Genomic DNA, 13,414 nt, shown 5'->3' with positions numbered 1-13,414 from the left:
CAAATAATTAACAATCAAATGATTCAACGTATTCAAACTGTATATTTGCTTCTTGTTGCCATTTTATCGACAATCGTAGTTTTTTCTCCGGTGTCGTTCATTGCAACTTCAGCAAATGTTTTCGACCTGTCTTATAAAGGCTTTTCCGCAACTCCTCCTATCGATGCTTTACACATCAATACGTGGCCGTTGACTTTAATCGCAGCTCTTATTCCTTTGGTTGCATTTGCTTCCATATTTCTGTACAAAAAACGGAAACTTCAAATAAGACTGAACATCGTCAATTTTCTTTTGATCGATGTTTATTACGTGACAATGCTTGCTTTCATGTGGTTTGCCGACGCAAGACTTGGCCTGCCATCACGATGGGGCTACCATTTAGCAGCATCGCTTCCGGCCATTAATATGGTATTCACTTTCCTGGCTATCCGGGGAATCCAAAACGATGAGAAGCTGGTACGATCGCTTGATCGTCTGCGTTAACAGATACTTTTCCAAACAAAGAAGCGGGTTGCCTATATTGACAATCCGCTTCTTTGTTTATCCGCCCCATCCGTCCCTGTCAAGATTGCGATAATTGATAGCTTCAGCAATATGCTGCACCTCTACCTTCTCACAGGCTCCGAGATCAGCAATTGTACGCGACACTTTCAAGATTCGATCGTATGCCCTGGCTGAAAGGTTAAGCCTTTGCATTGCGTTCTTGAGCAATGCCGATCCTGCCACATCGGGTGTTGCGTAAGTTCGCAGCTGTTTTGAACTCATTTGGGCATTACAGTAAACACCCTGACTTTCCTTAAACCGCTCTTCCTGTATCAAACGGGCATTGATCACACGTTCACGAATAGCAGAACTAGATTCGGGCGTTGATTCTTCTGCCAGTTTATCGAAGGGAACTGGAACAATCTCTATGTGAATATCAATTCTATCAAGCAGAGGGCCTGAGATACGACCAAGGTATTTCTGCACCATTCCGGGAGAACAAACACATTCCCGTTCCGGGTGGTTATGATATCCGCAAGGACAAGGGTTCATTGAAGAAACCAGCATAAAACTGGCCGGATATTCGATGGCGAACTTTGCACGGGAGATGCATATTTTTCTATCTTCCAAGGGCTGTCTCATCACCTCCAGAACCGTTCTTTTAAACTCCGGAAGCTCATCAAGAAACAACACACCGTTATGTGCTAACGATATCTCTCCGGGCTGAGGAAACGTTCCTGTATATTTGCAAAGTAAATGCGAATATTGATTGTCAAAACCTATTTTATTTACAAAAGAATATGAGATATGAACAATATTAGGCGAGAAAATCCGTAAATAAAACAAAAGTAAATGCGAGAAATTAACACCCCCATTCGAAAAATAGGAAAAGGATCGTCCTCTCTCCATGGACTTGTTTACAGTAAAAAAAATCAAACCCATAGAGCCTTTGAATCTACTTTGGAAAGAGATTTTATAGAGACACTGGAATTTGATTTTAATGTTGATTATTATTGTGAACAACCAATGGAGATCCAGTATTGGATAAATGATGAATTGCACACTTATATCCCTGATGTATTTGTGTCTTTCAGAACTGATCTGCCTCAATGCAAATCCATGAAATCAATGATCTGTGAAGTTAAATACCGTTCTACTCTTAAAGAACGATGGTCTGAGTTCAAACCTAAATTTAAGGCTGCAAAACAATATGCAGAAAACAATGGCTGGATTTTTAGGATACTAACTGAACATGAAATCCGAACTCCTTATCTTGACAATGTCAAATTCTTATTGAATTATAGAGACTCTGAATTTGTTAATGCAAATGGATGCGCCGTTGTTTTGGATGTGTTAACCCAGCTACAAAACACATGCCCGGAAGAATTAATTTTATGTTCCGCACGGGATAAAAAAATGCAAGCGGAATCGCTTTACAGCCTCTGGCATTTGGTTGCGATTGGGATGATTGGTTGCGATTTGACATCTCCACTAAATATGCGTTCTGAACTATGGGTAGTATGAATAAACTCAAAATAATTCCAGGGGAACAAGTTCTTTATCAAGGAGGTGTGTTTTTCATTAAGCGGATTCTTGATTTGAAGAACCTTTTGTTAGAACCCATAAAGAAAAATGGGAGCTTTGTTCGAGCTGAGATTAAAGATATTTCCCCAGTTACAGAGGCAGAATCAGAATCAACTCGCAGTATTGCTATAGAATCTGTACCTGAGGAAGATTGGGAGATTGCGCAGAAACGATATGCTATTATTCGCCCAATTTTAGCTGGTGAATTAAACTCCACACAGATACAGTATCTTGCTGCTGAAAATCACATACATGTTAGTACTATTTATAGATGGATTCAACGGTATCATCAAACAGGCAATACATCTTCCTTAGTTCCCTCCCCAAAAAATGGAGGACGTGGGAGGAGTAGACTGAATGAAGATATTGAATCAATCGTTAATTCTGTGATTGAACAAACCTATTTAAATCGACAACGCAAAAGTATACAACGAACCGTCAAGGAAATTGAAGAACACTGCAGGAATAATAAGCTAAAGCCGCCACATCCTAACACGATCCGGAACCGTATACGTTGCTTATCAGATGAATTAAAAATTAAACAACGGTATGGCTTGAAAGCTGCAAAGTTAGAGTTTTATCCTAAGACTGGTAAATATAGTGAGGCTTCTTTTCCTTTGTCTGTAGTTCAAATAGATCACACCAAAGTGGATATTATTCTTGTTGATGAAAAATTCAGACACCCCATAGGCCGCCCTTGGATCACGCTTGCAATTGATGTCTTTAGCCGGATGGTAGCTGGGTTCTATATTTCATTTGATCCTCCAGGAGCTATCGGCACTGGTATGTGTATTGCCAATGCTATTCTACCGAAAGAATTATTACTTGCCAAGCATGATATTGCCGGGGATTGGCCATGCTGGGGGGTGATGAAAACAATACATGCGGATAATGCTAAGGAATTTCGTGGTAATATGTTGAAGAAAGCGTCAGAAGAATATGGAATAAACTTGGAATGGAGACCTGTAAAACAGCCCAATTGGGGTGGTCATATAGAAAGATTGTTAGGAACGTTACTAAAGGAAGTCCACGATCTTCCAGGAACAACCTTTTCTAACCCGACAGAGAGGAACAATTATAATTCAGAAAAAAATGCATCTCTAACCCTAAAGGAATTTGAGAATTGGCTAACTTCTTTTATCGTGAACATTTATCATAATCGATTCCATCAAGGTATTGGAACCACACCTTTGGCTAAATATAACGAAGGTATTTTTGGAAGTGTGATGCAAGTCGGATGTGGATTGCCAGAAAGAATATACGATGAAAGGAAATTACGACTCGATTTCTTGCCGTATGTTGAACGAACCGTACAAGATTACGGTATCCAGATTGATCATATCCAATATTATCATGATGTGTTAAGAAAATGGATTAATTCTATTGAAATGGGAAGCGGAAAGTCCCGAACACGACGGAAATTTATTTTCAAAAGAGATCCCAGAGATATAAGCTCTGTGTATTTTTTAGACCCCGATTTACATGAATATTTTATTATTCCTTATCGGAACACTTCTCACCCGCCTATAACAATATGGGAATATCGTGAAGCTGAAAGATACTTGACAGAATTAGGAAAAAAGCACATCGATGAAAATGCGATTTTTGAAGGATACAAAAAGATTCGTGAAATTGAATCTCAGGCCGTTGAAAAGACAAAAAAGGTTCACCGACTTAGAAAATTGAACAGGCGAGAGTTTGCAATGACAAATAGTGTAAGCACATTGAACGACAACAAAATATCTGGTAATGAAACGATAGACAATGTGGTTCTTATGGATATTAAACCGTTCGATGATTTAGAAATCTCAAATGAATTATAAAATGATGGAAATTAAACATCTTCATCCTAGCTTACATGCTATATTGTTACTTGAGGAAGAAGCCAGAATAAATAAAATACAACAAGATTCTTGGATTGGTTATTCGCGGGCTCAATGTATTATTGCCAAACTAGAAGATCTTCTAATATATCCACGCGTCATTCGTATGCCCAATTTGCTAATAGTCGGGGATACCAATAATGGCAAAACAATCCTTGCTAATCGATTTTTTGTAAGTCACAAACCTTATCTTCGAGAAGCAGATCAATCTTTCATCGCTCCAATTGTTTATTGTCAGGCACCGCCGAAGCCAGATGAAAAACGATTTTATAATAATTTACTTGATAGTCTCTTTGTTCCCTATAGAGTTAGTGATCGGGTGGAGCATAAACAGCAGCAATTATTGAATGTTTTACGCCGAATGGAAACCAAGATGTTAATTATAGATGAAATACATCATATTCTGGCAGGAAATCTTGCTGCTCAAAGGATATTCCTTAATGTAATAAAATACCTTGCAAATGAATTGCGGATTGTAATAGTAGGAGTTGGAACGAAAGATGCCCTAGCTGCAATTAATACAGACCCTCAGTTGTCAAACCGATTTGAGCCTGTAATTTTACCCAAATGGACAATGAATGAGGAATACCTACGGTTATTGGCAAGCATGGAGTATCTTACCCCATTGAAAAAACCTTCTAATCTTGTTGAATATAACATGTCTCAGTGTATTTTAGGAATGAGTGAAGGTACTATCGGTGAAATTTCAACAGTAATAAAGAAGGCTGCGATATTAGCAATCAAACAAGGAACAGAACAGATCTCCAGAAAGATTTTGGACTCCATTGATTATATACCTCCTTCGGAAAGAAAAAAGCATTTTGAATCATATTGAACTACAATTCCGTCATTGCCCCGAAGGTTATTTGAAGTATTTGCCAGCCGTACGACCTCCGAAACCGGGAGAGCTATTTTCAAGCTGGTTGGTACGCACTGCGCATCAACATGGTTTGAAGATACATAGTTTTACGAAAATTCTTTGGCCTGAAGTTGAATTTTGGAATCGAGATATTGATTTTAATCCCAATTTTTCCGTATTAAAATCATTATCAGAAATAACATGTGCATCAATAGAACAAATATTGGAAACTACATTACGGTCTTATCAAGATATTTTATATCAAGCCAAAACAAATAGCACCTCTTGTGCTCACTGGATATTACCCATGTCGAAGTATCATAGGTTTATTCATAACAAAGCGATCCTTTTTTGCCCTGAATGTTTATCAAAAGACAGAGAAGATCCCTTTTTCAGGAAGACTTGGAGGCTTGCTTTCTCGACATGTTGTCCGGAATGTAATATTCAATTATTAGATCAGTGTCCTGAGTGCGGGAAGCCAATTATGTTCTTTCGAAATGAGCTCGGAAAGAAAACTAGTCAGTCTGATCGTCCAATCTCGTTTTGCTATAATTGTGGATTTAATCTGACCACATCTGAACGCATAGTGGCTTCTGCGCAAGAGCTAAGCATCCAGCAGAGACTATACAGCATAATGAAAGAGGGATATTGTAGCAATGTAATTTATCCTATTCTATTTTTTGACGTGCTTCATTTTTTAGTGAAATTATTAGCCGGAAATCTCACTTTAAGTCAAAATATTCGGGATGTAATTACAGAAAAAACATATTGTAATCTAATTGATTTTAGTTTTGAAAGAAGGATACGATTTGAGGCCCTCCCTTTACATGTACGAAGGCTAGTCATTACTATGGCATTCTGGCTCTTAGACGATTGGCCTCACAGATTTATATCAGTTTTCACATCTCGAATCAAGCACGGGTCTGAATTATTGAGAGACTTAAAAAATCCACCCTATTGGTATAAGAAAGTAGTGGCTGATCACTTTTATCAGCTAACTGCTAGCCAGAGATCAAAGTGTGAGATTGGACATATTGATTTGTGATGTTTAACGATTACACTTGAGAAGTTCTCATAATTTAGTCTCAAACGTGGATTCATTACGACAAACTTTCTTCTTTTAAGACTGACGAAAAACTAAGCGAATACCTAGAATATTCAGTACGTTAACCCAGCGTATTTGCAAACTATAGGATCAGCCAGAAATGTCACATATCGCCTCTATGTTCATATAATGCTTCAAAAAATTAAGGCAGCAATCCAATAGGATTGCTGCCTTAGCATGAATTTTGTCTGCAATATTAGCGGTACCACTACAAATACTCTTTATACACTCCATTTTCCTCTGAGCATGCTGCAACACCGCCGTTCCCATAATCATAAACTAGAAAATAATTAATTCCGCATTCCATAATAATTTTTTTGACTTTCTCCGATTTGCTAATTATTTGATTAAATGTTTCCTTCATTTTATCTAGTTCTTCATGAATGTGTTCTTTAGGGATAGATGAAATCGTATTATATTTATGATATGGCAAATATCCATTTACTTCTATGTTGCCATGTTCCAATCGTGTAATTACAAAATTTCCAAATTTTTGTGATTTGTTATTTCTCAATGTGAGTAACAATTCTTCAAAATTATATTCAATTTGTGATGCCGTTATTTAATTCTATTGATATAATCTGTAGAAACACCTCCTTTATATAAAATTTCAATTCCAGTGCCATTTATGACTGGACGTGGTCCAATAGCAGGAAGTATTCCATCTTTGCAATTGTAGTAGCTTATGGAAATATGTACTGTCAGCCGATTTTTTATCCGCTAATGCCGGGATATTTCCCTTAGATCTCAGACTTCAACCCTGTATCACTAAGACTATATAACAACTGTAGCCTAATTTTATTGCTACTTTATTAGCGTTCTCAATAGCAGCTTTTGCTATTTCATAACTTCTAATACAATAGGCGTTCCCATTTTCGTCATCCAGCTTTTCACAGTACCAGTTTAGACAATGATATTCCGAACCCCAAAGTTGATACGCATAACCAAATATCCCTTGCTTTTCTGATAGAATATCACCTCCTAAGATGGGACACATACAATCTTTTAGCAATTCTACTGCTTTTAAGGCATCTTTATAATTTAGAGATAGTTCTTTACTTCCTGGATTTATATCCTTTAAAGGATTCCCCTTTGCTTTAATAAAATCAAAATATTGAGATACATTTGCCATATTTCTTATTTATTAATATTAAAATATCGATGGTTTATTATTCCGTTAGAATCCTGAATATATTCAAAAGTACCTGTTTTGTTACCATAACTTCCATTCATTTCTAACCATTGATAAGCATTTCCATCTGCTCCAATCTTAGTAGACCACTGTCCATACTTAGTTGCAAATCCATCAACACTTTGAGGGAAGGAATGAACCATATCTTCTGGGTTAGACATCTGTTGTTGAACTTTGGATGAATATTTTGAATTTTCAAAGAATGTTTCAGCTCCATCAGGCCTTTTTGCTCCTCCCGTCCAAGGATTTTCATTATACGTATCCGCGATTCTGATTCCTGCAGCAACCCCATTGATTACACCAATACCGAAACCAGAAAGGGCTCCTCGTCCTCCTTTGCCAAGCGCAACAGAAAGTTTATCTCCATTTAACAAAGAAAAACCGGTTCCGATTGAAAAACCTGATGCAGCATTGGTTATACTTTGAGTAAAGGCTTGCTGGAATACCGGACTGTCTGTTAAGGAAACAGCAAATTTCCCGACAAATGGAGTGACCGATTTGCTAATGTATTGACCGAATCCAGCAGTCATCCCGCCCATTGTTGCAGAGAACATCAATTCACTTCCATTTATATTATCCCATCCTTTGGTAGAAACCTGATTAATAAGGTTATTCATTCCTCCCAAAAAGGCTCCTCCTAAGGCAGGAGAGGCATAAAGAGATACTTCGCCAGCTACAGCTCCGGTTAAGAAATAACTCAGTCCTTGTCCCAAAGAATGTATATTGCCCGCATTAGTGATTGTATTGGTTACAGCTCCCACTACCATTGTAATTGCGTCATCAAGTAAAGCCCACTTACCATTTGGATCTGTGTACTTTAGCGGATTGTTTACGCAATAGCTATACCGGTTAAAGCTTTGCGAAAAGTCCGGTGCCTGAATATATGGATCTGGGCTCAAGAACCTGCCCAAAACAGGATCATAGCACCGCCCATTCATGTTGACAAGTCCAAACTCATTCAGGTGCTCATGTCCTGTAAAACCACGGGAGAAAATCAGTTTTCCTTCAGTAATGGTACGCAATCCCCATGGATCATAAGCTGCCCTCTCCTTTACATTTCCCTGAGCATCGGTTACCACCGCATAGCTACCCAAATGATCGGGATGCACGTAATACAGGGAATCAGTTCCTGCATTTCTTACCATTACGGCAAACACACCATTGCCCAGCGCAATATAGTGCAGGTTACGCACAGTGCCGCTTGCAAAAGCTTCTCTCTCGAAATCACCGTCAAAGATAACGGTTTTTTGAGCAACCCCTGATTGGAATAGGATGTTTTTTGCTCTTTCTTCATCTGGAGTGTAACTGATATTTAGTTGGTTTACCCCCTCATTAATACCCGACACTTTGTCGAACGAATTGTAGGTAATACTCTGAGCTATTGCCGGGATAAGATTGCTGTAATTTTGCACTTTTGTTACGGCATGCGGTAACCCTGCGTCATACAGGTAAGTGCCGGCATTACTTTTGACGGTTATGTTACCGTTGGAATCGTATATTATGCTTTGCGGATTGGATCCTGTGACGGAGGTAAGGCGTTCAAGGTTGTCGTATACGAAACTGTCGGATATTCCTTTCACCCCGTCGTTACGTGAACTAAGATTGCTCGTTGACGCACTGAAATCATAGACAAAATTACGCAGATTGGAACTACCTTTCTGAGAATTGAGCACTTGTAGACGTCCATCGGATACCCTCTGAGTATAAATAGTCATTGCCCCGTCGGCCAATGTGCCGTTTGAGCTGGTTCCTAAATAGTCTCCTTGCTTCCAAAGGATAGTTCCAACTGACGATACATTATCCAGGAAACCGTAACTGTCATATGCGCGGCTTATTACGTACCCAGTGGGGTACGTAGTGGTTGTCTGGTTGCCGGAAGCGTCGTAACCGTAGCTAAAGGAAAAGCTTTCCTTATCGATCTGGCGTGCTTCGGTAATCAGGCGGTCATACAGGTCATAGGTGTAACTGATCTGGTAACCGTTAGGGCCAGTCACGTTTTGCAACAGCCCTTTGCCGTTTCCGGAGGGCACGTACGAGTAAGAAGTGGATTCCGACCCGTTGCGAATCTTAGACTGTATGCGATCATAAGTGTCGTAAGCGATTACCGTACTGTTTCTGGGCGTAACCTGCCCGGTAAGCTGACCAAGTGCGTTATACTGGTAAGTGATATTGCCAGCATTAGGGTCTGTGAGCTGTGTTTGGTTTCCAACCTTGTCATAGACCATGCTCCACTGGGCATTACCGGGAGCCGTCACCGTATGCGGTTTTCCGCAAGAGTAATAAGTATAGCTTATCGTGTTACCGGCAGGATCAGTCACAGTTACGGGATTACCCCACGCATCCACTGTCTTGGTTGTGGTTTTATTATCTTTGGTCACAGAGTTGGTACGGTTGCCGTAAGCATATACTGTTGTCCCAGTGCTGTTATTGCAGTCCTGAATTACCCTTCCCTGAGCATCATACTGGTATACATCTACTCCGCTAAGATTGCCTTTTGACCAGTTTTTGCTTGTAACCTGTCCCTTGTTATTATATCCCTGAGAAGTTGTGACTGACACACCTTTCATTCCCACGCTTTCAGTTTTGGTCTCTCTACCAAGATTATCATACCATGTTTTTGTCCAAGGAGAACCTGTGAGCTGTGTTAGTCGGTACCAGCACAGATTGGTATCGGTTCCCCAACCAAAAGTCATTGTCTTGACACGTCCATCGGGATAGGTAATGGAAGCTATCCGCCCCAGCCCGTCATAGCTGCTGGTAGTCGTACGATTAAGATCATCAGTTGTACTAAGAGTATTGCCCCACAGGTCATATGTGGTCGTTATGGAACTTAGCAGCGTCGAATGCTTTGTAACAAAACGCCCGGTAGCGTCATACTGGAAAGTTTCCGTATTTGCAGACAAACCAGCTGGCGCTATGGTAACGGACTGAGGGTTTCCCCACCCGTCAAAGTTACTATATTTTGTTACCACCTGCTTGTCGGAAGCCTGTGCATTATCCGTTTTTCCGGTTACATACCCATGTGAGGCATCATAGGTATAAGTTGTTTGGGTAACAAAGGTATTCGCATCATCGGGATGTTTCGATGTGATTGTTATCTGCTGCGGCTTATTAGGCATATAGCTTCCCGCTGCTGTGTAGTTTGCATAAGATGTCTGTTTGTAAAAACCACCACCGAAGGATGCATTTTCTGAAGACAGGTTACCATTCCCATCGTATATATAGCTCGTCGAAACCGTATTGCCATAAATATCCTGGTCGGTTTTAGTGGCTGGCAATTGCAGGTAGCGTTTACTCCCAAGGTCGGTATAATTAAACGAAGAGGTGCTTGATGCTACTGTGCCGTCCGTGTAGACCGTCTGTCCGGTAACCGTTGCCGGCACATACCATGTTGTGTTAAGGGAGGTGGCGGTCTTGGTGGAAACTCCCATTTCCACCTGACTTGCGCAAGTGGATGCAAAGCCCAAGAAACCTTTCTGCAAGTGCATGCGGGCTCCGCCATAACTAAATTGAGTAGTGGCAGTCGAGATCCCTGAAACCACAGCACTGCTGACTGCCATCAGAGCCGGTGAAATATCCACCACAGGGTAAACACTTCCGCTTCCCTTGGTATAAATGGAAGGATCGCTCAGGGAGGTGTAACTGAAAGAGGTGACGGCATTCAAACCGTTCGTTACGGAGGAAAGGGGACGCGTATTGATTTTCATGTTGTCATATATCCTGTTATCAAGAGTGCCTGAACCTGAAAACAAATCATATCCCCTCGCAAATAGTTCCTGCCTACCATCACCGTTAAAGTCCCCCATTGTAATTAGGTTACTCCATGTATTATCCTGACTGGTAGAAGTGGATTGTTGTAATACAAAATCAGTTCCGGTAGATGTAAACCAATCTGTGGTAAATTTAATAAAATAATCATTGGGATAGCCGTATGAAGCACTTGTAACTATGACATCCGACTTCCCATCCCCATCAATATCGTTCACATAGAAGTTGAATTTATCATCATCTTTTGTGGTTGTTAAGTCATTTTTGCGTCCCTGTAAATTGACAGTTTTTACTGAAAATTTTCCTTGTCCGTCATTAAGTGCAAGATACCAAGTAGAAGACGCATATTTATAAAGGAGAAAATCAGGAAAGCCATCACCGTTAAAATCGCCCATCCGTACCATATAATCACCAGCATTAAAAGTACTATATGCTATTTGTGGAGAGGTGGGATATAATGCAGTAAGGGATGCCCCTCCCTGGTTCAACAAGATGGCATAGCATCCTCCGATACGGGTTCCGCTTGAAGCCCCTCCCAGTACGCAAATATCAGGAAACCCGTCTCCATTAAAATCCGCCACATACAGTTGGGATGGTTGGCTGGTCCAGACAAAAGATTGCTTGACCCACTGCGTCCCGTTATAAAATGCCAATTGATAGGTATATTTTCCACCGCTGGCTCTATCTGTCGTTCCGTCTTTTTCTAAAAATATCAGTTCATCTTTGCCGTCCTGATTGATATCAGCTATCGCCATCAATGGACACTGAGAGCCGCATGAAATGTTATACTGCCCGTTATTGTCAGAGGTAATGGCATTGGAGCTAATCCAGTACTGATTGACATAGTTTATTCCTGAACTGGATACAAACATCGGGAAGAAAAGTCGTTTTATTCCTGTCCCCGTTAAATCGCCCGTCAGGGGTGACCCTTGTGAAGACCGAAGAATGGATGAGTTTGCGGTAGCCAGTAGTTTGATACTGGCCGTAAGGTTGAAGGTGACATTCCCGTTACTCAGGTTGGCCGTATGTACACACCCATTTGAACGGGTAACCCCTGAATTATCCGTAACATTTTGTACCGTTACCAGGTCATCCAGTCCGTCCCCATTTAAGTCTGCAGAAAAAAAAGTAACATCTCCGCTGATGTTGGATGAAGAAAGAGCAACTGATTTATCCTGGATACTGGACATGTCTCCGGTGGTATTCCAGTTGAACAGTACCGGGTAATACTGTGCTCCTCCTATTCCTTTCTCGCTGACTGCTGCAAGCCGCGAGTATGCATCATAGGTGTATTGGCATTCATATGTGCGTAAAATATTACCGTTACCCGATATAACACATTTTGTAAGCAAGCTGGTTATATTGCATGGAAGATTATAATTGTAATAGTATGATGATGTTCTTGTGGAGCTTGGCGTGGCTGCGTGATAACCTATCGACTGAAAATGTGTTTTTACGGTATCTTGACGTGTGTCATATGTAAACTGCACGCAAAATGGAGAGGATACTCCCGTATTAACATTACCCCCATAAGATATGTTATTCAGGTAAAGCACATTTCCGTTACGCTGGTAATTGTATTGCATATAATTACCGTTGGCATCCTGGACGTAGTCCAAGTACCAAGCAACTATAACATTAGGATTGGTGGGATCATTTAACGTTCCGCTTCCGCTTCCGTATCGATAGGTGACGCCTTCCTTTGTTGTCAATTCAAACCATTTGGCACCATAGGAAGTCACATCCTTGATAGTGACCCTTGAAAAAGTCTCTGATGCCGTAGAGTAAACAGCACCAGTCGTACCTGCGCTTCCTGAAGTAAGCAGTAATCGGGTACCGTCAATAGCATAGTTATCAGATGTTGAAACCTGTATGGGTTTAGCCTGTCCATCATAGTAAACCGTCGACGGAGCTCTGGTAATAACAGAGATCCCCGTAAGATTCATTCCCATACCCAGCAATCCGTTACGGGCTTGGCTATTGTAAGTAATAGCCAACGAAGGTTGTAATCCGCCGGGACCGGGCGGAACAGTAATAGGTACAGTATAAGTCGCTCCGCCAGTGGCTGAGATATTAAACGATCCAGCTGTGGTTCCCACCTGCGGGTTAGATGTATTTTGACGTAAGGAAGACACCTGGTTGTTTGTTAAATAATTGGTGCCATTGACATAACTCACCGATATATATGGTAACAACAGCACAAAGCTCAGAATGATCCAAAACTTGTTATTGTTTGCCAAAATATAAAAGAAAGAAGTATTGGGTATAGATTGTTTCATGTTTAGTAGTTTTTAGTATCCCTTTAATATAAATTCAAAGATATTGAAGCCGAGGATTGCATCTCATTGACAATCACTGCCGTTATTGAAGACCAGAGTTATCTATTCTATTATCATAATATAATTGCAGATTAAACACATAACCCTCTATGGATTGCTGATCAACAAAAGTCACAGATTGATAACTTTGGATGTAGATGTATAAGCTCAGACTCCCACTATTAAAGAACACCGAGAAAAATTAAGATTTTTAAGATCGTA

The 13,414-nt window shown here is 40.4% G+C and carries 8 protein-coding genes and 1 pseudogene; 5 read left to right on the top strand and 4 right to left on the bottom strand.

The window, feature by feature from the left end; genetic code table 11:
• The first annotated feature begins 18 nt into the window (after positions 1 to 18).
• A complete protein-coding gene (locus tag F8N35_RS01620) occupies positions 19 to 483 on the top strand; it encodes a DUF4293 domain-containing protein (protein ID WP_068701281.1) in 465 nt (154 codons plus the stop codon).
• Positions 484 to 540: 57 nt separating this feature from the next.
• On the opposite strand, the pseudogene F8N35_RS01615 reads toward F8N35_RS01620, so the two are convergent.
• Positions 541 to 1,221 (bottom strand): annotated as a pseudogene (locus F8N35_RS01615) (ATP-binding protein); the annotation flags it as partial.
• 114 nt (positions 1,222 to 1,335) lie between these two features.
• Here F8N35_RS01615 and F8N35_RS01610 point away from each other — a divergent pair.
• Genes F8N35_RS01610 through F8N35_RS14555 form a run of 4 tightly spaced genes read left to right on the top strand, consistent with a single transcriptional unit; the run spans position 1,336 to position 5,854 of the window.
• Positions 1,336 to 2,007: a TnsA endonuclease N-terminal domain-containing protein gene (locus F8N35_RS01610; RefSeq protein ID WP_293049605.1), complete on the top strand. Its 672-nt coding sequence runs from the start codon at positions 1,336 to 1,338 to the stop codon at positions 2,005 to 2,007.
• Positions 2,004 to 3,890: a Mu transposase C-terminal domain-containing protein gene (locus tag F8N35_RS01605; protein ID WP_293049604.1), complete on the top strand. Its 1,887-nt coding sequence runs from the start codon at positions 2,004 to 2,006 to the stop codon at positions 3,888 to 3,890. The genes F8N35_RS01610 and F8N35_RS01605 overlap by 4 nt, the downstream gene beginning before the upstream one ends.
• A gap of 1 nt (position 3,891) precedes the next feature.
• The gene (locus F8N35_RS01600) at positions 3,892 to 4,785 is read left to right on the top strand and encodes a TniB family NTP-binding protein (RefSeq protein ID WP_293049603.1); all 894 of its coding nucleotides are present in this window, start codon (positions 3,892 to 3,894) and stop codon (positions 4,783 to 4,785) included.
• Positions 4,736 to 5,854 carry a TniQ family protein gene (locus tag F8N35_RS14555; RefSeq protein WP_363928357.1) on the top strand — a complete coding sequence of 373 codons (1,119 nt, stop codon included), beginning with the start codon at positions 4,736 to 4,738 and terminating at the stop codon, positions 5,852 to 5,854. The genes F8N35_RS01600 and F8N35_RS14555 overlap by 50 nt, the downstream gene beginning before the upstream one ends.
• Positions 5,855 to 6,122: 268 nt before the next feature.
• Here the strand turns inward: F8N35_RS14555 and F8N35_RS01595 are convergent, their stop codons facing one another.
• From F8N35_RS01595 to F8N35_RS01585, 3 genes are all read right to left on the bottom strand, one after another.
• Positions 6,123 to 6,428: a hypothetical protein gene (locus F8N35_RS01595; protein WP_293049602.1), complete on the bottom strand. Its 306-nt coding sequence runs from the start codon at positions 6,426 to 6,428 to the stop codon at positions 6,123 to 6,125.
• A 240-nt stretch (positions 6,429 to 6,668) separates the two neighbouring features.
• A complete protein-coding gene (locus F8N35_RS01590) occupies positions 6,669 to 7,046 on the bottom strand; it encodes a hypothetical protein (RefSeq protein ID WP_293049601.1) in 378 nt (125 codons plus the stop codon).
• 5 nt (positions 7,047 to 7,051) lie between these two features.
• Entirely contained in the window at positions 7,052 to 13,153 is a 6,102-nt protein-coding gene (locus tag F8N35_RS01585; RefSeq protein WP_293049600.1) for an RHS repeat-associated core domain-containing protein, read from the bottom strand.
• Positions 13,154 to 13,414: the final 261 nt, after the last annotated feature.

It is taken from the genome of Paludibacter sp., from assembly GCF_009712605.1.
In the GTDB taxonomy this organism is placed as follows: Bacteria; Bacteroidota; Bacteroidia; order Bacteroidales; family Paludibacteraceae; genus Microbacter.
The sequence above is the reverse complement of the archived record's forward strand: the minus strand, read 5'-3'. Positions and strand labels throughout refer to the sequence as shown.

Coding starts and splice junctions, on each gene's coding strand:
- F8N35_RS01620 (WP_068701281.1), top strand. CDS start 19: ATGATTCAACGTATTCAAACTGTATATTTGCTTCTTGTTGCCATTTTA.
- F8N35_RS01610 (WP_293049605.1), top strand. CDS start 1,336: ATGCGAGAAATTAACACCCCCATTCGAAAAATAGGAAAAGGATCGTCC.
- F8N35_RS01605 (WP_293049604.1), top strand. CDS start 2,004: ATGAATAAACTCAAAATAATTCCAGGGGAACAAGTTCTTTATCAAGGA.
- F8N35_RS01600 (WP_293049603.1), top strand. CDS start 3,892: ATGATGGAAATTAAACATCTTCATCCTAGCTTACATGCTATATTGTTA.
- F8N35_RS01590 (WP_293049601.1), bottom strand. CDS start 7,046: ATGGCAAATGTATCTCAATATTTTGATTTTATTAAAGCAAAGGGGAAT.
- F8N35_RS01585 (WP_293049600.1), bottom strand. CDS start 13,153: ATGAAACAATCTATACCCAATACTTCTTTCTTTTATATTTTGGCAAAC.